20 protein-coding genes and 1 pseudogene are annotated in these 19598 nt (G+C 43.6%); 20 read left to right on the top strand and 1 reads right to left on the bottom strand.

Going from position 1 to position 19598, the window contains the following annotated elements:
- The first annotated feature begins 134 nt into the window (after positions 1-134).
- From accB to MKY19_RS21750, 20 genes and pseudogenes are all read left to right on the top strand, one after another.
- Entirely contained in the window at positions 135-644 is a 510-nt protein-coding gene (accB, locus tag MKY19_RS21845; protein WP_149646747.1) for an acetyl-CoA carboxylase biotin carboxyl carrier protein, read from the top strand.
- Between the two features lie 54 nt (positions 645-698).
- Positions 699-2042 carry an acetyl-CoA carboxylase biotin carboxylase subunit gene (gene accC, locus MKY19_RS21840; protein ID WP_042190455.1) on the top strand — a complete coding sequence of 448 codons (1344 nt, stop codon included), beginning with the start codon at positions 699-701 and terminating at the stop codon, positions 2040-2042.
- 114 nt (positions 2043-2156) lie between these two features.
- Entirely contained in the window at positions 2157-2573 is a 417-nt protein-coding gene (locus tag MKY19_RS21835; RefSeq protein ID WP_042132343.1) for an Asp23/Gls24 family envelope stress response protein, read from the top strand.
- Positions 2574-2647: 74 nt separating this feature from the next.
- Positions 2648-3187, top strand: a complete 540-nt coding sequence (amaP, locus tag MKY19_RS21830) for an alkaline shock response membrane anchor protein AmaP (RefSeq protein WP_042129814.1) — start codon at positions 2648-2650, stop codon at positions 3185-3187.
- Positions 3188-3202: 15 nt separating this feature from the next.
- Positions 3203-3436 (top strand): DUF2273 domain-containing protein, encoded by a 234-nt coding sequence (locus tag MKY19_RS21825; protein ID WP_042190453.1) that lies wholly within the window; start codon positions 3203-3205, stop codon positions 3434-3436.
- Between the two features lie 298 nt (positions 3437-3734).
- Positions 3735-4187, top strand: a complete 453-nt coding sequence (gene nusB / locus MKY19_RS21820; RefSeq protein ID WP_042190451.1) for a transcription antitermination factor NusB — start codon at positions 3735-3737, stop codon at positions 4185-4187.
- A gap of 144 nt (positions 4188-4331) precedes the next feature.
- Positions 4332-5189 carry a bifunctional methylenetetrahydrofolate dehydrogenase/methenyltetrahydrofolate cyclohydrolase FolD gene (gene folD, locus MKY19_RS21815; RefSeq protein ID WP_042129810.1) on the top strand — a complete coding sequence of 286 codons (858 nt, stop codon included), beginning with the start codon at positions 4332-4334 and terminating at the stop codon, positions 5187-5189.
- A gap of 12 nt (positions 5190-5201) precedes the next feature.
- A complete protein-coding gene (gene xseA / locus MKY19_RS21810) occupies positions 5202-6581 on the top strand; it encodes an exodeoxyribonuclease VII large subunit (protein WP_042190449.1) in 1380 nt (459 codons plus the stop codon).
- Positions 6559-6816: an exodeoxyribonuclease VII small subunit gene (gene xseB, locus MKY19_RS21805; protein WP_042129807.1), complete on the top strand. Its 258-nt coding sequence runs from the start codon at positions 6559-6561 to the stop codon at positions 6814-6816. Before xseA ends, xseB begins: the two co-directional genes overlap by 23 nt.
- Positions 6803-7750 carry a polyprenyl synthetase family protein gene (locus MKY19_RS21800; RefSeq protein WP_339797633.1) on the top strand — a complete coding sequence of 316 codons (948 nt, stop codon included), beginning with the start codon at positions 6803-6805 and terminating at the stop codon, positions 7748-7750. Before xseB ends, MKY19_RS21800 begins: the two co-directional genes overlap by 14 nt.
- A gap of 99 nt (positions 7751-7849) precedes the next feature.
- Complete coding sequence (gene dxs / locus MKY19_RS21795) at positions 7850-9754, top strand: 1-deoxy-D-xylulose-5-phosphate synthase (RefSeq protein ID WP_076284485.1); 1905 nt, start codon at positions 7850-7852, stop codon at positions 9752-9754.
- A gap of 46 nt (positions 9755-9800) precedes the next feature.
- On the top strand, positions 9801-10703 hold the full coding sequence (locus MKY19_RS21790) for a TlyA family RNA methyltransferase (protein WP_042190442.1): 903 nt from the start codon (positions 9801-9803) through the stop codon (positions 10701-10703).
- A 138-nt stretch (positions 10704-10841) separates the two neighbouring features.
- On the top strand, positions 10842-11288 hold the full coding sequence (locus tag MKY19_RS21785; protein WP_339797629.1) for a hypothetical protein: 447 nt from the start codon (positions 10842-10844) through the stop codon (positions 11286-11288).
- Positions 11289-11436: 148 nt separating this feature from the next.
- Positions 11437-11886: a transcriptional regulator ArgR gene (gene argR, locus MKY19_RS21780; protein WP_042190440.1), complete on the top strand. Its 450-nt coding sequence runs from the start codon at positions 11437-11439 to the stop codon at positions 11884-11886.
- Positions 11887-11950: 64 nt separating this feature from the next.
- Entirely contained in the window at positions 11951-13678 is a 1728-nt protein-coding gene (gene recN, locus MKY19_RS21775; protein WP_339797626.1) for a DNA repair protein RecN, read from the top strand.
- A 114-nt stretch (positions 13679-13792) separates the two neighbouring features.
- On the top strand, positions 13793-14929 hold the full coding sequence (gene spoIVB, locus MKY19_RS21770) for a SpoIVB peptidase (RefSeq protein WP_076284487.1): 1137 nt from the start codon (positions 13793-13795) through the stop codon (positions 14927-14929).
- Between the two features lie 199 nt (positions 14930-15128).
- Positions 15129-15944 (top strand): sporulation transcription factor Spo0A, encoded by an 816-nt coding sequence (gene spo0A, locus MKY19_RS21765; protein ID WP_042129795.1) that lies wholly within the window; start codon positions 15129-15131, stop codon positions 15942-15944.
- A 377-nt stretch (positions 15945-16321) separates the two neighbouring features.
- Positions 16322-16909, top strand: a complete 588-nt coding sequence (locus MKY19_RS21760; protein WP_339797621.1) for a hypothetical protein — start codon at positions 16322-16324, stop codon at positions 16907-16909.
- Between the two features lie 61 nt (positions 16910-16970).
- Positions 16971-17102: pseudogene (locus MKY19_RS21755) on the top strand (site-specific integrase); the annotation flags it as partial.
- A 204-nt stretch (positions 17103-17306) separates the two neighbouring features.
- Complete coding sequence (locus MKY19_RS21750; RefSeq protein WP_339266295.1) at positions 17307-17453, top strand: hypothetical protein; 147 nt, start codon at positions 17307-17309, stop codon at positions 17451-17453.
- A gap of 1122 nt (positions 17454-18575) precedes the next feature.
- Here MKY19_RS21750 and MKY19_RS21745 read toward each other — a convergent pair.
- The gene (locus MKY19_RS21745; protein WP_076284492.1) at positions 18576-19397 is read right to left on the bottom strand and encodes a hypothetical protein; all 822 of its coding nucleotides are present in this window, start codon (positions 19395-19397) and stop codon (positions 18576-18578) included.
- Positions 19398-19598 lie beyond the last annotated feature (201 nt).

Raw genomic sequence — 19598 nt, 5'->3', positions numbered from 1 at the left:
TATAGGAAAAATGACGAAAGAGCTCGGGTTCTCCCGGGCTCTTTCCATTTCTAGCGTTTATGATATAATACATAAAGTTATCTTGTCCGCTTAAGAAGTGGCTTCGAGAGAAAGCTGAAGGAGTGAACTAATGTATGTTCAAGTTGAGCGAAATTAAGGAATTAATTAAATTGCTGGACCAGACCTCCTCTGTACATGAGTTGGAGATCGAAAGCGAAGGAATGAAGCTTGCAATTCGCAAACCGGATCGCCCTGAAGCTGATGGAACAGCAGTACTGGCGACTCCTTATAATGCCTATCCCTTTACGCCTGCCCCGCAGCCGCAGAGCGTGCAGCAAGTGTCCTATCCAGTAATCAGTGAGGTTCCTCCAGCGCAGCAGCCACAAGCCGTCGCAGAAGGCAAACTACATAAAATTGTATCTCCAATGGTGGGAACATTTTATAGTGCCGCTTCTCCGGAAATGCCATCGTTCGTTAATGTTGGAGACCGTGTTGGTGAGAAAACAACGGTATGCATTATCGAAGCGATGAAGCTGATGAATGAGCTGGAAGCGGAGATTAAAGGTGAAATCGTGTCCGTACTGGCCGAGAATGGTCAGCTTGTAGAATACGGTCAACCACTATTCTTGGTTAAACCGGAATAAATACCGCAGATTACTTATGGAGCGGAAGCTTCGCAAAACTTTGGGAGGAAACGCATGAACATTCAAAAAGTGTTGATTGCCAACCGCGGCGAAATCGCGGTCCGCATTATTAGGGCCTGCCGAGAACTGGGCATTTCCACCGTCGCGGTCTATTCGGAACCCGACCGGGATTCACTGCATGTCCGGTTGGCTGATGAAGCTTACTGCATCGGTCCGATGCCGTCCAAGGACAGCTATCTGAACTTTACAAATATTATGAGTGTAGCCACCTTAACAGAATGTGATGCCATCCATCCTGGTTATGGATTTTTAGCTGAGAATGCAGATTTTGCAGAAATTTGTGAATCTTGCAATATTATCTTCATTGGGCCATCTCCAGATGCAATCAACCGTATGGGTGATAAAGCTGTGGCGAAGGAAACCATGAAGCTGGCTGGAGTTCCGATCATCCCGGGCTCAGATGGCCTTGTAGGTGATGTTGAGGAAGCCGTCATGCTGGGTCGTGATATCGGATACCCGATTATCATTAAGGCTACCGCAGGTGGCGGGGGTAAGGGCATTCGGATTGCTGAGGACGAGGAATCATTGGTGAAGCAGATTACTGCTGCACAACAGGAAGCGCAGAAGGCGTTCGGCAACGCTGGTGTATATTTGGAAAAGTACCTTACAGGTATGAAGCACGTAGAAATTCAAATTATTGCAGATAAGCATGGTAATGTAGTGCATTTAGGTGAACGCGACTGTTCCGTACAGCGTCGTCGCCAAAAGCTGATTGAAGAGGCACCTTGTTCTGTACTTACACCGGATATCCGTGAAGCGATGGGGAATGCAGCAGTTCGTGCAGCACTCGCTGTGAATTATTCGGGAGCGGGAACGCTTGAATTCTTGCTTGGACCGGATGGACAGTTCTACTTCATGGAGATGAATACTCGTATTCAGGTAGAGCATCCGGTAACGGAAATGGTTACGGGTGTGGATTTGATCAAGGAAATGATTTCGGTTGCAGAAGGAAATCCTTTGTCATTTACACAGGAAGATATCGTGATTAATGGCTGGTCGATTGAATGCCGTATCAATGCGGAAGATCCAGAACGTAATTTTATGCCTTCACCAGGTAAAATCGGCTTTTATTTGCCGCCTGGAGGTCTCGGTGTTCGTGTAGACAGTGCGGCGTACCCTGGTTATACGATTTCCCCTTTCTATGATTCTATGATTGCAAAGCTGATTGTATGGGCACCCACACGTCAGGAAGCGATTGCAAAGATGAAGCGCGCCTTGGCTGAATTTGCCGTGGAGGGAATCCATACTACGATCCCTTTCCATCAAAAACTGTTGGAGCATCCTGTATTTCTGGATGGTAATTTTGACATCAAGTTTCTGGAAGAGTATGAAATTTAGGACGACTTCGCTTTGTTTGTCATAAAGTTCGTCAAATGATATAGTATGTTTAATAAGAGACGTGCTTTACGCTTGAATTTATGAGAATCTTTGTTGAAAGGTGTGAAGTCTAAAATGAGTACATTGCCGACAGAATACGAACGGACAGAAATCGGTGAGATCCAGATTGCTCCTGAAGTGATCGAGGTGATCGCAGGTTTAGCGACCGTTGAGGTTAAAGGTGTAGCTGGCATGAGCGGTGGTTTCGCCGGTGGTATTGTTGAGCTTCTCGGACGTAAGAACTTGTCTAAAGGAGTTAAAGTAGAGGTTGGACAACGCGAAGCTGCAGTGGATGTTTCTGTAATCATTGAATATGGTAACCGTCTTCCTGAAGTGGCTGCTGAAATTCAGCGTAATGTTAAGCGTTCCATCGAGACTATGACTGGTCTGACTGTTGTGGAAGTGAATGTGCATATTCATGATGTACAATTCAAGAACAACAACACTGTAGACAAGAACGAGGAAGCTGAAACGGTTCTTCGCGTGAAATAACAGTCGTCGTTCTTCCATAAACCCCCGACAGTAAAGTCGAGGGTTTACTCTAATTTAAGGAGGTTATGAGACTCGTGGCAAAAATTTTGGACAGACTTTTGCTGTTTGTCTACAGCTTAAGTATCGGAATATTATCTGTTATTGCCATCCTCCTCTTGAGCGGTGCTATTCCTAAAACTTTGGAGATTGAGAATGGACCAGCAGCTTATATTACTGCAATTGTAGTAGCAGTTGTCTTGTTCCTTCTGAGCATCCGATTTTTCTACATCTCTTTGCGTCGTGATCGCGCTTCTTTACCTTCTGTTGATCAGCGTACAGAGTATGGGGATATCCAGATTTCAGTGGAGACCATTGAGAATCTGAGTCTGAAGGCTGCCGGTAAAGTGAAGGGAATCAGAGATCTCAAATCGCGTATTCGCGTTTCTCAGGCGGGCCTTGAAATTACAATTCGCGCAGTAGTGGATGGTGAACATTCATTGCCGCTACTAACCACAGAAGTGCAACGTCAGGTGCATGATTTTGTGCAGGAGACAACCGGTATTCCGGTTGCTGATGTGTCTGTATACATTGCTAACCTCACGCAGTCTCCAAGCTTCAAAAGTCGAGTGGAATAGAGGTGAATTTCCCTTATGTCTTGGAAAGAAGTATGGGAAAGTCACGGGGGTAGAATCGCCGGAGTGACTTTCGGCATTGGTCTAGGTTTGATATATTTAATTTGCGGTTTTTGGGATATGTTGTTCTTTGCACTGGTAGTGTTCATCGGATATACGTTCGGCAAAAGAAAGGATAACGCAGAGGCTCCCCTGTTTCAGTGGCAGGAGCTGATTACGCGTCTATCCGGACGCTGGCGTCCCTTCAAGTGAACCGCGATAGTCTTTTTCCCGGAGCAGGAAGCCGTAAGTTTGTGTTGTCCAATGCCCCTGGAAGAAAGACTTTGCGGTTTTTTTAATTGTGAAAGATATCTTTAACGGACATCGGACAATAATCCTCTAAGGATTAGGGATAGAATTCGAAGGATTTGGGCTTAAAATAATTATAGGCGATGTGATTAAAGTCTGAATTATTATCACACTTGAGGTGTGAAGTTATATTTATGGTTGCCCGACGTTATAGAAGTTTGAGTAAAGATGTTAATGCGATATAAGATTTTAGGAGGAACACATGAAAAGACGTATAGCGAGAGAGATTATTGTCCAAAGCCTGTATCAGATGGAAATGAACGATGTAGAGAGCGCGGAAGCTGTGGAAATGCTGCTGGAGGAAGCTTCAGAGGAGAATGAAACAGAGCGTGTAATTACGGACGAAATTCAGCTTAAGCACTATGTGGTGGAGCATGTAAACGGTGTGTGGGAGCACAAGGTTGCAATTGACGATATGCTTGAACATTACTTGAAAGGCTGGCAAATGAGCCGTCTGTCACGTGTGGATCGTCAAATTTTACGTCTTGCGGCGTATGAAATGGTGTTCGCGAATGATGTTCCGGCTAAGGTTGCTGTGAATGAGGCTATAGATTTGGCCAAGCATTTTGGAACGGATGATTCCGGTAAGTTTGTAAACGGTGTGCTTGGTAAGATGATCCAAGAGATAGATACAATTAAAGCTGACCATTCTTAATTATTAAAAATATAAGCAAGTATAAGTTATTCACCTATTCTTTATGTTTTATATTTCTCGCATAAACGCTTACCGTCCACATAAGGACGCCGAAGGCGTTTATGCTTGTACAATAGTAAAGTATATAAAAGGGGAGAGACTATCATGACAGCAGCAATCATCAGTGGTAAACAAGTATCTGAGGAAATTCGTATTGGTATTGCCCAGGAGGTTGCTGAACTGGCGAAACGTGGCGTGAAGCCCGGTCTGGCAGTAATTCTAGTAGGTGAAGATCCAGGATCACAAGTTTATGTTCGCAACAAGGAAAAATCTTGTATCAGCCTTGGTTTCCATTCGGAAGTGCATAAACTGGATGAGTCTACTACTCAAGAAGAATTGCTGGCTCTCGTAGCGCAGCTTAATGGACGCGATGATATTGATGGGATTCTAGTTCAACTTCCATTGCCTAAGCATATTGAGGAAAAAGCTGTTATTGATGCGATCTCCGTGGAGAAAGACGTTGACGGCTTCCACCCTGTAAATGTAGGTAACCTAGTGATTGGTGCTGACAGTCTGCTTCCTTGTACACCTGCAGGTGTAATTGAACTAATCAAACGTACAGGAACAGGAATGGCTGGTAAACATGCTGTGGTCATTGGCCGCAGTAATATTGTAGGTAAGCCAGTGTCTTTGTTATTGCAACGTGAGAATGCTACTGTGACGATGTGCCATTCCCGTACAGCTAATATGCAAGAGATTAGCCGTCAAGCAGATATTCTGGTTGTTGCGATCGGACGCGCGAATTTCATTGACGCTTCGTACGTGAAGCCGGGTGCTGTTGTCATTGATGTGGGTATGAACCGTCTGGATAACGGTAAGCTTGCGGGTGACGTTGATTATGATAGTGCAAAAGAAGTTGCCGGATACATCACACCTGTTCCGGGTGGGGTTGGACCGATGACGATTACAATGCTGATGAGCAATACGCTGATTGCGGCTAAACGCCGTCACGGCTTGGAATAGGGGTAGGAATTCATGGCGGCAGAGCGGCAGGTCTATTCGATAAAAGAACTCAACCGTTACATCCGCATGAAGCTAGACTCGGATAATTTACTTTCGGATGTATGGATTCGCGGAGAGATTTCCAACTTTACGCATCATGGTAGCGGTCATATGTATTTCACGCTAAAGGATGAGAGCAGTCGGATCAAGGCGATTATGTTTGCTTCTCATAACCAGCGCCTACCCTTTATTCCGAAGGAAGGTGCTCGGGTAATTGCTAGAGGTAATGTGACCGTATATGAACGGGACGGGCAGTACCAGTTCTATGCCACACACATGCAGCCGGATGGAATTGGTAGTCTATATTTAGCCTATGAGCAGCTGAAGAGCAAGCTTGAGCAAGAGGGGCTGTTTGCAGAAGCACGTAAACGCCCTTTGCCTCGCTTTCCAAAGTGCATTGGCGTGATTACTTCGCCAACGGGGGCAGCTGTGCGGGATATCGTGATTACACTCCAGCGGCGGTTTCCGCAGGTGGCTATTGTAATCTATCCCGTACTGGTGCAAGGCAAAGGCGCCGCGCCATCGATCGTGAAGGCGATTGGAGCGCTGAACCGCATGGGTGAGGCCGACGTGCTTATCGTCGGCCGCGGCGGCGGTTCGCTCGAGGAGCTGTGGGCGTTTAACGAGGAGGAAGTCGCGCGAGCGATATCGGCATCAAGGATTCCGGTCATCTCGGCCGTTGGCCACGAGACCGATTTTACGATTGCCGATTTCGCCGCCGACCTCCGCGCGGCTACGCCCACAGCGGCCGCGGAGCTGGCCGTGCCACACGCCGGCGAACTAGCTGCGCAGCTTCGCCAGCAACAGCAGCGGCTCCGCCAAGCGCTGCAAAGACGCGCCCAGCGCGGACGCGAGCGTCACGCGGGGCTGGAACGCTCGCTGGCGCTGGCAGGCCCGCGCCGCTCGCTGATGCAGCACACGCAGCGGCTGGATCAGCTGCGTGAGCGGCTCCAGCGCTCAGCGGATGCACGGCTCAGCCGTTCCCGCGAGCGCAAAGCTGTGCTGCATCATAGTCTGCAGCGGTTCCATCCGCACGGCAGTGTTGCCGCTGCGCGTCAGCGCACCGAAAGCATGCGCCGTGAGCTGATGGGTGCTATGCAGGCCCGCCTGCAGGAGAAGCGAGCTCGCTATGTAGCGGAGATTCGTCATCTGGATGCACTGAGCCCTCTTAAAGTTATGTCGAGAGGCTACAGCTTAGTCTATGACGAAGCGGAAGAACATTTAATCAAATCGCTGACCGAAGTACAGCTTGGCGATCTTGTAGTGATAAAGATGAATGACGGACAGCTGAACTGCCAGGTATGGGGAATGAAGGAGGATGGCAAAGACGATGACGAAGGAAGCGGAACTTGATTTTGAAGGCGCCATGGACCGGCTGGAGGAAATCGTACGTGAGCTTGAACACGGCGACGTTCCCCTGGAGAAGGCCATCGATTTATTTCAGCAAGGTATGAAGTTATCTCAGCTTTGCGGCAGCAAGCTTGAGCAGGTAGAGCGTAAGATCGAAATGATTACCCTAGAGGACGGAGAACTGCGTAAGAAGCCGTTTGGTGCACGTCTGGAAGGGGACGCCGATGACTCGCTTTGAGCATGAGCTTGAGAGAAACTCTGAAGGAGAAACAGTGCGTCAGCCACTGGAGGATTACATCGCGTCCTTAAGCGATCTAGTCTCACATGAACTAGAGGTTATTCTCCCCACACAATGGATGGTTCCAGAGAATTTGCAGCAAGCCATGAAATATTCACTTATGGCTGGGGGCAAACGCCTCCGGCCACTGCTGGTGATTATCGCATGTGAAGCACTAGGAGGAAATCGAGAGGCTGCCCTGCCTGTCGCTGCTGCTATAGAGATGGTACATACCTACTCGTTAGTTCATGATGATTTGCCTGCCATGGATAATGATGATTATCGGCGCGGGAAGCTGACGAATCATAAAGTCTTCGGGGAAGCGACCGCTATTCTTGCGGGTGATGCCCTTCTGACCCATGCTTTCTACAGTGTGGTACAAGCCTCGCGTAAATTTGGCGTCCCTGCGGAAAGTGTACTATCCATCGTGGAGGATTTGGCGGAAATGGCAGGCCCTCGTGGTATGGTTGGCGGTCAGATTGCAGATATGGAAGGCGAGCAGGGTCTAACCGATCTTGCACAGCTAAAGTACATTCATCTGCATAAGACAGGAGATTTGATTATCTTTTCGCTACTAGCTGGCGGTCGTATTGCAGGTGCTAACGAGCAGCAGCTTGAGGCTTTGCATAAATTTGGAACAGCCATTGGACTCGCTTTTCAAATCCAGGATGACATTCTGGATTTGATTGGAGACGAAGGTAAACTTGGCAAAAAAACAGGCAGTGATGTTAAGCAGCATAAAGTAACCTATCCTTATTTTATCGGCCTCGAAGCATCGCGAGAAGAAGTGAAGCAGCTTACAGAAACAGCCCGAAATGCTGTTCTGAACGGTGGTTTTCATGACAGCCAGCGCCTGCTGGAAATTGCAGATTACTTAATGGCACGTGATCACTAATTATGAACTTTCGAAACGGCTGTATTTCGACAGCCGTTTCGTTTGTGTTATAATGGGTTTTATATAATTTACAACATCTAGGAAAGCGGGGAACTATACGTGCTGCTTCCACAAATAAATGATCCTAAGCAACTAAAATCATTGTCAGTCGATGAATTAACTACCTTAGCGGAGGAAATTCGTCGATTTCTGATTGAGAAGCTTACAGCAACTGGGGGGCACCTCGGATCCAATCTAGGAGTCGTGGAGCTCACTTTGGCTTTGCATTATTGTTATAACAGCCCTCGTGACAAAATGATTTACGACGTTGGGCACCAGGCTTATGTTCACAAGATCCTGACTGGTCGTCAAGACCGCTTCGATACCCTGCGTAAATATCAGGGCTTGTGCGGCTTCGTTAAGCGCTCCGAAAGTGAGCATGATGTATGGGAAGCTGGACATAGCAGTACCTCATTATCGGCAGCAATGGGGATGGCGATGGCTCGCGATCTCAAGGGTGAAGACAATAAGGTTATTGCTGTGATTGGTGACGGTGCTCTTACTGGTGGAATGGCGTTTGAAGCACTTAACCATATTGGCCATGAGAAGCGTAAGCTGATGGTTATTTTGAACGATAATGAAATGTCAATTGCTCCTAATGTAGGGGCGATGCATAATTATCTAAGTAAAATACGTTCAGATCGCCACTATTTGCGTGCCAAAGATGAAGTAGAGGGGCTGCTTAAGAAGATTCCGGCCATCGGAGGACGATTAGCAAAGACTGCTGAACAGTTAAAAAATAGTCTCAAATATATGATGGTACCTGGAGTATTGTTTGAAGAGCTCGGCTTTACGTATCTCGGTCCTGTAGACGGACATGATCTGGAGAAGATGATTGACACCTTCCACCAAGCAGATAACGTGGCTGGACCTGTGTTGGTACATGTATTAACAACTAAAGGTAAGGGCTACAAACCCGCTGAGACCGATTTCTATAAATCACATGCCATTTCCCCATACAAAATTGAGTCGGGTCAGGCGCTTAAAGCTGTGGGTCCTCCAATGTACACAGAAGTATTTGGCGAGACGCTGATCGAACTGGGTCGGGAAGATTCCCGTCTGATTGCAGTTACACCTGCGATGCCAGGAGGTTCGGGCTTGTTTCCTTTTGCTAAGGAATTTCCGGATCGTATGATTGATGTCGGGATTGCGGAGCAGCATGCGGCTACTCTGTGTGCAGCTTTGGCTATGGAAGGGATGAAGCCGGTATATGCGGTGTATTCTACCTTCATGCAGCGTGCCTATGATCAGATCGTTCATGATATTTGCCGACATAACGCGAATGTTATGTTCGCCATTGACCGCGCGGGGTTTGTAGGTGCGGATGGTGAGACTCATCAGGGTGTGTACGATGTTGCTTTTATGCGCCATATTCCGAATATGGTGATGATGATGCCAAAAGACGAAAATGAGCTGCGTCATATGATGAAGACGGCGCTTGAATATAATGACGGTCCGATTGCTTATCGCTATCCGCGTATTAACGGTACAGGTGTAGCAATGGATCCTGAGCTGCGTACTATTCCAATCGGATCATGGGAACGACTGCGTACAGGCGAAGGTTATGCTGTTGTAGCCTGTGGACCTATGGTTCAAGTGGCTGAAGAAGCCGCTGATTTACTCAAGCGGGAAGGGATTCAGGTAGGCGTCGTAAATGCGCGGTTCCTGAAGCCACTCGACAACTCCATGCTGCTTGATTTGGCTCACGCTGGAACCAACATGGTTGTTATTGAAGAGGCTTGCCAAGCGGGAAGCCTCGGCAGCTCGGTATTAGAATTCTACGCAGAGAATGAAATTTATGACGCTCGTGTACATCTGATGGGTGTACCTGACATCTTTGTGGAGCACGGCTCTATTAAAGAACAGCGCCAGGAAACAGGTCTTACTGTAGAAGCGCTATGTGCACGTATCAAGTCCATGATGGCTTTGAGTGCTTATAACTACAAAACAACTTCGTCTTCCTAAATGGAAGCCGGAAATTAGCAACCCTTTGAACGATCGGGAGATGACCATGGAACACCGTAAAGAACGGATAGATGTACTACTTGTTGAGCAAGGTTTTTATGAAAGCCGTGAGAAGGCTAAAGCAGCCATTATGGCAGGACTGGTGCTCGCGGATGAAGAACGCATTGAAAAGGCTGGTATGAAGGTGTCACGGGAGGCCACCCTTAAGGTTAAAGGCTCTGTGCATCCATATGTCAGTCGTGGGGGCCTAAAGCTGGAGAAGGCTCTACGCCAATTTAATATTGATCTTACGGGACGGACCATGCTGGACATCGGTGCTTCTACTGGAGGCTTTACGGATTGTGCACTTCAGAATGGAGTAAGCCATGTGTACGCGATTGATGTTGGCTATAATCAGCTGGATTGGTCGCTGCGTAATGATGAACGCGTTAGTGTGATGGAACGAACGAATTTCCGATATATGACGCCTCCAGATTTGGTGGGTCCGATTCCAGATTTTGCGAGTATTGATGTTTCATTTATCTCCTTAAAAATAATTCTTCCACCGCTCAAAGCTTTGCTTAAGCGCCCGGCGGATATTGCTGCGCTGATCAAGCCACAGTTTGAGGCAGGACGGGAGAAGGTTGGTAAATCAGGTGTAATTCGTGATTCTGCTGTTCATAAAGAGGTATTAATTAATGTACTGACCATGGCGGCAGAGCTGGGTTACCAGCTGCAGGGATTAACCTTTTCACCGATTACAGGCGGGGAAGGCAATATTGAGTTTCTTGCTCACTGGAGACTAACGCCTGAATTGGCGGAAGCTGAAGAAGGTACATTACAGCCTTCAGATGCTGTATCATCAGTTATTCCAGTGGAGGATTTTCCATCCCTAGCGGATGAAGTGATTAAGCAGGCTACGGGTACTTTTAATGTAAATTCGACTCATGGAAACTCATCGCGCCGGTGAGTTTCTTTTTCCATATGGAAAATAACAATTATTCGGAAAGCTTCTAAAAAGGCAGCTTAGAAGAAGGAATTGGCATGGCTTCACGCGAATAAATCACCGAGGTGATTGATAGTGGCGGGTAGCTCTGACAAGGTCGTCATGGCGTTTATTGGAGTAGCATTATCGATTTTTATAATTTATCGGATATATATGTGGCTGCAAAGTTCTCCGCGTTCTTTCATGAAGGATCAGATCCCGTTTAATAAAGTGATTATTCCTCACCCGTCTATAGACATACTAGAGGATGAAGGGTACGAGGTCGTTGGAGGGAAGCTCAAAATCCCGTTGTCCTTCAACGTAAACGGGGCGCAGATGTATAGCCGGTTATTTATAGATTATGTGGCGACTAAAGAGGAAGGATCAATATATTTGGTTATCCTTTCTAGACCACGCAAACCTTTGGATTTCACAGGCAGTGGCTTACGAGATACCTTGCTTCCGTACTTGCTGATTTATCCGGAATGTAGCGGAGTTTTGTATGTTAATACTGCAGCGGGATCTATTCAAGTGATTAAGCTTGGCAGAGATGACGGAGAATCAAACTGAGTCCATATTTAACTAGGTGTATGCTTCCGAAGTAGTTTTGCCGAAGCAATTCGGGGAGCATCGCTTACAAAACTAAGTCCATGCTTCCGATGTAGTTTTGTCGCTGCTAATCTGGAAGTGTCGCTTACAAAACTTTTAGGAGGCAACAATGAAGGGTCAACGACATATTAAGATACGTGAGATTATTACGCAAAAGGATATCGAGACACAGGACGAGCTGGTAGAAGCCTTGCGTGAATCTGGTTTCCAGGTTACCCAAGCTACAGTATCTCGAGACATTAAAGAGCTATTGCTCATCAAGGTGCCTATGGATGATGGAAGATACAAATATTCGCTTCCAACTGACCAACGGTACAATCCAATACAGAAGCTGAAGCGCGTTTTGGTGGATAATTTTGTGCAGATCGATTCATCGGCTAATCTTGTGGTGATGAAATGCTTACCGGGGACGGCTAACTCAGTCGCTGCTTTGATTGATAATATTGACTGGCCACAAATTATGGGTACCATCTCTGGTGATGATACCATTCTAATTATTTGCCGCCAGCCTGAGGACAGTAAGACTGTAATTTCACAAATCATGGGTTACATTTCTTAAATTATAAGAAAGTATTAATTTCATTCTATTAAATTCTTATCATCTTCTCGGAGGTGCTCTATTAGTGTTAGAAACCTTGTCTATCCGCAATCTAGCCGTCGTTGAGGCGGTAGATGTGCATTTTTATCCTGGCTTCCATGTGCTCACAGGGGAGACTGGGGCAGGTAAATCCATTATTATTGATGCGCTTGGACTGATTGTCGGAGGGCGCGGCTCCGCGGATTCTATTCGTTACGGTTGTGAAAAAGCAGAGATGGAAGCGCTCTTCAGCCTCCCAAGCGGTCATCCCGTCTGGGATACTTTAGAGCGTCTTGGCATTGAGGCTCAGCGTGAGGAGCATCTTATAATACGCCGTGAGCTCACCTCTCAGGGTAAAAGTACATCACGAGTAAACGGACAGATGGTCAATCTTACTATGCTACGTGAAATTGGCGAGCAGCTGGTTAATATTCATGGACAGCATGAACACCAAAACTTATTGAAGGCAGAACGACATTTGGGACTTTTAGATACATACGGAGAACCCATTATCGGGCCGCTAAAAGCGGTATATCAGGAAAAGTATTCAGCCTTTGCAAAAGTGGAGAAAGAGCTCCGAGAGCTGCAGGAATCCAGCCAAAAGGCTTATCAAATGCTTGATTTGTACCGTTTTCAGTTAGAAGAAATTTCATCTGCAGCATTAAAACCGGGAGAAGATGAATTACTTGCCGAAGAACGGGTCAAACTATCCCACAGTGAGAAAATGATGGATTCCGTATCCGGTGCATATGAGCTTCTCTACGATAGACAAGGCTTAGAATCCATAGGTAATGTCATTTCCAGACTCGAGGATGCGGTTCGTTATGATGAAAAGGGTCTTAAATCCGTGCTTGAGCAGCTGCAATCTTCTTATTATCAACTAGAGGATGCTGCATTTCAGCTTCGTGATTACCGAGAAGAGATCGAATTCAATCCACAGCGACTCGAAGAAATCGAGAATCGTCTCGATTTAATTACCGGCCTCCGCCGTAAATACGGAGAAAGTGTAGAACAGATCTTGGCTTATTATGAACAAATCCATCGGGAAACCGATCTGCTTGAGAATAAAGATGAATATCTGGAGAAACTGACGACCAAACGCGATGCATTGCTGTCTGTATTGATGGAAGCAGCTACTGAATTAAGTGAAGCACGGAAGCTGTGTGCGTCTGATTTAGCCACGCAAGTGGAGAGTGAGCTTAAAGATCTTCAGATGGAAAGAACTTCGCTACAGGTTAAATTAGACACGTTGGAGGACCCACGTGGAGTTGATTATAAGGGTCGGCGTATTCGTCTTACAAGACAAGGGATCGACAGTGCGGAATTTATGATTTCCCCTAACCCTGGCGAGCCGTTAAGACCTCTTGGCAAAATTGCCTCGGGTGGTGAGTTGTCGCGAATTATGTTGGCAATGAAGAGTATTTTTGCGCGTCATGATGCGATTCCAGTTCTGATTTTTGATGAGGTAGATACCGGTGTGAGTGGTCGGGCTGCTCAATCCATTGCAGATAAACTGTATAAGCTGTCCTCCACTTGTCAGGTGTTCTCCATTACGCACTTACCGCAGGTGGCTTGTATGGCTGATCATCAGTACTTAATCCGCAAAAAGGTTGAGGACGGAAGAACCATGACAGAAGTGGAATCACTCTCGAATGATGGACGTGTAATGGAGCTGGCCCGAATGCTGGGTGGGGTGGAAATTACCGAAAAAACATTGCACCATTCGCAGGAAATGCTTAATTTGGCCGAGGCAAGTAAGGCTGCAACAAGCTAAGCGGAACAATGATTGACAGTAATAAAAGCCTGGGGGCAAGGTTATCTTATAGGTACGCAATTGGCGACCACCTTTTTCGTCAAGCGAAAGAAGCAAAAGGGAGCGTGACAGCCATTGAAGCCTAACCTCAGGAAGTTAATGCCAGGCCTTTTATTTGCCTTCTTTCTTAGTTTATCGGGCATAACGGGAACCCACCAAAGTTTTGCCGCACCACTGAACAGTGAACCTGCCAAGGTGACTGCGCATGGAATGAAACCGGAACTGAAGGTGATCCCGGGAGGTCAAACGATCGGAGTAAAGGTGAAATCAGCAGGTGTTCTGGTTGTTGGACATCATCTGATTGAAGTATCCGAGAAATCCAAGCTTTCCCCAGGTGAGGTCAGCGGTTTGGTGCCAGGTGATTTGATGATCTCCATTGATGGAGAGAAGTTGGACGAGTTATCTAAGGTGGCCAAGCTTGTGGATCGTGCTGGAAAAGCGAATAATTCTCTGACGATTGTCTTTAAACGCGCTGGGAAAGAGCATACAGCCAAGCTGAAACCCGCGTATGATATTAATGACAAAGTCTGGAGGTTAGGCCTGTACATTCGAGATTCTGCAGCGGGTGTCGGCACGTTAACTTTTTATGCCCCGAAACAGGGGGTTTATGGAGCTTTAGGACATGTGATTACGGACATGAATACAGGAACACCAATTGTTGTTGGCAGCGGTCATATTGTTCAGTCCAGTGTAACTTCGATTTCTAAAAGCCAGGATGGCGATCCTGGTGAGAAACGAGCCCATTTCTTAAAAGAAAGCCAAGTGCTTGGTAACGTGGAGAGTAACACAGATTTTGGCATCTTCGGTAAAATGAGTCGTAATCCCGAGCATAGTCTTTATAAAGAACCTATTCCTGTGGCAATGAGCAATCAAGTCAAGGAAGGTCCAGCTGAAATTCTTACCGTTGTAGATGGGCAGCAGGTAGAACGATTTAAGGTTGAGATCATTCATGTGGCACATCAGCAGACGCCGGCGACAAAGGGTATGGTCATTCGTATCACAGATCCGCGACTGATCGATAAGACAGGTGGTATCGTTCAGGGGATGAGCGGAAGTCCAATCGTTCAAAATGGACGGCTTATCGGCGCTGTAACTCATGTGTTTGTAAATGATCCTAAGTCCGGCTACGGTTGCTTCATCGAATGGATGCTTAAGGATTCTGGTGTAACCCTACAGGAGAATAGGTATCCATTAAATCTTAAGGCGGTTTAGCCTTAAGATTTTTTTGTCGAAGGATTACGAAGATCATCGAACTTTGAAATAAAATATTTAATTATAATCCATGCCAGAAAAAAAATAAAGAAAAATAATTTTCGACAGAAGGGAATTCAATCTCCATGTCGAAAATGTTAAGAGACAAGAAAAAAATGTTATTTTCGAATAGCAGATATAATTAAGGAGGAAGCAGCCAGTGCAGAATATTGAAGTGTTGTTGGCCGATGATAACAGGGAGTTTACGAATTTGCTTTCCGAATACATTTCTGAACAAGAAGATATGACGGTAACGGGTATCGCCTACAATGGTGAAGAAGTGCTTCAAATGCTAAGCGAAGCACGCAAAGTTCCCGATGTCCTTATTCTTGATATCATCATGCCGCATTTAGACGGTCTGGGTGTCTTGGAACGTCTGCGTGATATGGATCTGAATCCTCAACCGAAGATCATCATGCTGACCGCTTTTGGTCAGGAGAACATCACTCAAAGAGCTGTACAGCTTGGTGCATCCTATTATATTTTGAAACCGTTCGATATGGAGGTCCTGGCAAATCGTGTACGTCAGCTTGTAGGGGTCCAAGGCAGCATGAGCTCATCCTCTAACATGTACAACTATTCGTCGACGTCCAGATCGAATGTAGTGCCGCTTACGAAGGGCAAGAATCTTGATGCTAACATTACCTCGATCATCCACGAGATCGGTGTTCCAGCACATATTAAGGGCTACCAGTACCTGCGCGAAGCGATCACCATGGTATATAACAATATCGAGATCCTTGGTGCGATTACAAAAACACTCTATCCAGCCATAGCAGAGAAATTCAAGACCACGCCTTCACGCGTTGAACGTGCCATTCGCCATGCGATTGAAGTGGCTTGGACCCGTGGCAACATCGACTCCATCAGCCATTTATTCGGCTACACCATTAATATCTCCAAATCTAAGCCTACTAACTCAGAATTTATTGCCATGGTAGCAGACAAGCTGAGGATTGAGCATAAGGTTAGTTGAAAGGGTTAGGGGCAGTGCGTGGTAAGGGGTTGTGGGTTGCTGGTAGGTGTTTAGGCTGAAACGATCTTGCCTATAATCTTCTTTTTGTATATGTATAAATTTCACTCCTTTATTGGGTTCGGTAAATCCAATGGAGGAGTGTTTGTTTATGACTGATTTTCAATTTCAGATTGATAATTTTATGTTGTACTGTACTTCACAGGGAATATCTTATAAAACATCTTGTGCAAAATGAATTAGAAGCAGATGAACAGTTAACTTTCTTCAATAGAGTTGATTATAGAGATTATCTAATGGAACAATTTAGCATCTGATAAAACAAATATTTTATCTAAAAGGAGACATATGAACTTGGAAAAATAGTGGGAGTGTGAAATATGAAAAAAATATTATTGGTTTGTATTATGATAATGTTGATGCTAGCATCGGCTTGTGCAAATGTTGAAGTGACATCAAAGCCAAATACTTCTAGTGAGCCCATATCTGAAACGGATGAGTCTATTATTCCAAAAAACACATCCGTATATTGTGCTCAAGATAGTATAAATTTGAATAGTGAAACTGAAAAAGATTTCTATGGAACTTGGAAAGTTGAGAAGCTTTTAGGATTTGCAAATTCATATAATGATGCTTCTGAATATCCAACAGGGCAAAAATTTATTGGAGATGAAATTATCATCAAAAAAGACTTTTTTTCATCAAAAGGACTTAAAAACTATAGTGTTTATCAATATGAACTAAAAAACCCATTATATGAGATTACAGCGACATGTTATAACTCTGACTCTTTTTATAGATTATATAAAATAGATATCCCAGACATAAATATAAATGATGTAGTAAAAGTAATAAATGTAAGTGACCCTTCTACAAACCTTGGAATACCTTTAAGTTTTTTTGTTGTTAATAACGATAGGCTTATCTTGTTATCAGAGGCAACTATTTTTGAGCTTAAAAAATACTGATTAAATGAATGCGATTCTGAAAATGCCTGTGAAAATTAAAGGTTTACTTAAAAGAGTTAAAGGGGAATTGAGTCTTTGTAGAATATTAGGTCATTCCTCAGTGGAGGTTACTCAAAATGCATATCTTGATTTTTCAGACGAAGAGATTGGGAAATATCAACTACATAGTCCTCTGGCTAGTATGGATATATAATTATTCAAAAAGACAGCTAACTCTATTGTTTAGAATTAGCTGTCTTTTTGTTGTTTTATATTCTATTCCATCTGAAACCAAACTTACATACTCTCGAACTATTCATGTGGTGAAATAATGAAAATATTCTATAATATAACGATTATTTACTCAAAATAATAGTTAAATATTAATGGCTTCTTAACAAAATTGGAGGGTGTAAACGTGAATCGATATGTAGTTGGTGAAAATGTTACAACGCCAGATGGTAAAGGAAAGGTTTATGCCTATAGTAATAACTGGTATACAGTAAAGTTAGAAAAGCATGGTGAAATTAAATATTACACAGAACTGCAATTAAACAAAGTATAATAACACTGCTAATTAAAAAATGAATCCGAAGGAGATTACATAAAATGGGCCTATTTAAAGCGAACCCTGAAAAGGAAGCAAAGAAACGAGAGGCAAAAGAGCTGCGTAAGGCACTTGAAGCCGCTGATCGCACCAATTACGTTATGATTCATCACAAAGTCTGAAGCAAATGTAGTAATGGGGATTGGGCAGGGAGTCGAAAAGAACATACTTAGAATAAACCGTGAGACTATAACTGTCACAGGTTTGGAGTGGCGTATAACGAACTATGACAAGCATTTAGAAAGCGTAAGGAAACACGATTCTCAAGAAAAAATAAGAAAAAGAATTAGTTCGAAAACAGAAGGATTAATGGAAAGTTTAAGAAATGGACAAAGGAAAACAAGGATAGGTTAAGGGTATATAGAGATAAAAGGACTGCTAAAAATTATAATAATTATTTTGATAATTCGTGTGCTTACTCTGGATTAAAAGCAGATGATCATTATATTTCAAGAGGCGCTACCATGCAAAAACATGATCTACACAAAGAACATGTGAACGACGATGGAGCAAACGATTTATCCAACTGTGTACCAGCTTGTTATAGTTGCAACAGCCAAAAATGGAAATTCTGTTTTGAGGACTGGTACAATGAAAGCAACAAAAGCTATACTGAGGATCGGATTAATAAGATACATATTTGGTTAAAAATTGACTTTAGAAGATATCTGGAAAGTTAATAAATTTTTTGTTTTACTAAGATATATATAAACATGGTTAAGTTGAAAAAGCTAAAGATAATTAAACTTGAGAGAGCATTAAACATACATAAAAAATCAGGCGCGTTACAGAATTTACTGTATAGGCCTGATTTTTTCCATAAAATTAACTACTCCATAGAATTCCATTAATATTAATTAATTCTTTTATTTCTTTTCTGTATTAAGTAGAGAATTCCGCCAAATACGAATCCACAAATTACTCCAGCCAATAATGATTTAAGTACAGCGAGAGCAATTTCTTCAGTTGATGAATCAGTTACTGCAATATTAATAATAAATATTAAACTGAATAGTACTGTCGATACAAGGAAAGACTTTGATTTTAGAAAATTAATCATTTTTTCTCCTCTATTGTTTTTTAGTTGACAGTTTTATCCCAAAGTACTCCTCCACTTTTATCGCCTTCTTGGAATACATTATAAAATTTATCCTGAACAGTTAGTCCATAACCAGCGATTTCAAGTCCGAAATGAAATTTACCCTTTCCGAAAATCCTCACTTTTCCAGTCATTTCATAGGTAACTCCTTCTTCCCAATCGTCAACCTGCCAAATTGACAAAGTGCCTTTGTTATACCAAGCATCGACTAGATGAGGATTAACTGCTGTACCATTATAGGTAAAGTACCCTTGTACACTAATTGAAAAAATTGTGTTTCCCAGTATACTTTTAACATCGAGAGTATATGTTTTTGTTGGTGTTGCTTGACTTGCTGCTAATTTAGCCATATCGCTCGATAATAAAGCACTATCAATGACTTGTTCATCATCAGTTACTGTCTCGACAATAAAGAATGGGGAATCAGTTAATGTAATTTTAACATTATCTGAGATAATATGTTCTTTGAAATTTCCATTCTCAATGTTAGTTCTTAAATAACTTTTGAGATCCATGTCGCTATCAGCTTCAGTTTCTGGAAGAACAGTTTTTTGGTTTGTATTAACAAAGTAATCCGTTATTAAGGATTCATTCACAGGATTATTTTGAAAAAATGAATTGATTGCTTGATTTGCTTCTTTCGTATTGTCAACATCAGCCTGTTCCAAATTCTTGATAAGATTATCTTGAATACTTTGTATTTCTTCAAGATATTGAGTGTTCACTGCTGTAGCACCCACAGTAGCTGAGAATAAACTGAACAATAGTAAACAAGAGAATAAAGACATTAAACATTTCTTCATAACATAATCTCCTTTGTGGTATATTTGGAATAATATGGAGTGTTTTGATTGTAACATGAAATACTAAAATATAGCAAATGTTTACAAAAATAACTATATTTATATAAATAACTCAATTGTTATTTTTAATATTTAATATTTGTTCTTTAAAGATTGATGATATTTGGAGTATAAGATAATTTGATGTCTTTTATTATTAAA

Source organism: Paenibacillus sp. FSL R5-0744 (assembly GCF_037972555.1).
Taxonomy (GTDB): domain Bacteria; phylum Bacillota; class Bacilli; order Paenibacillales; family Paenibacillaceae; genus Paenibacillus_AQ.
This window is presented reverse-complemented; position numbering and strand designations above follow the sequence as displayed.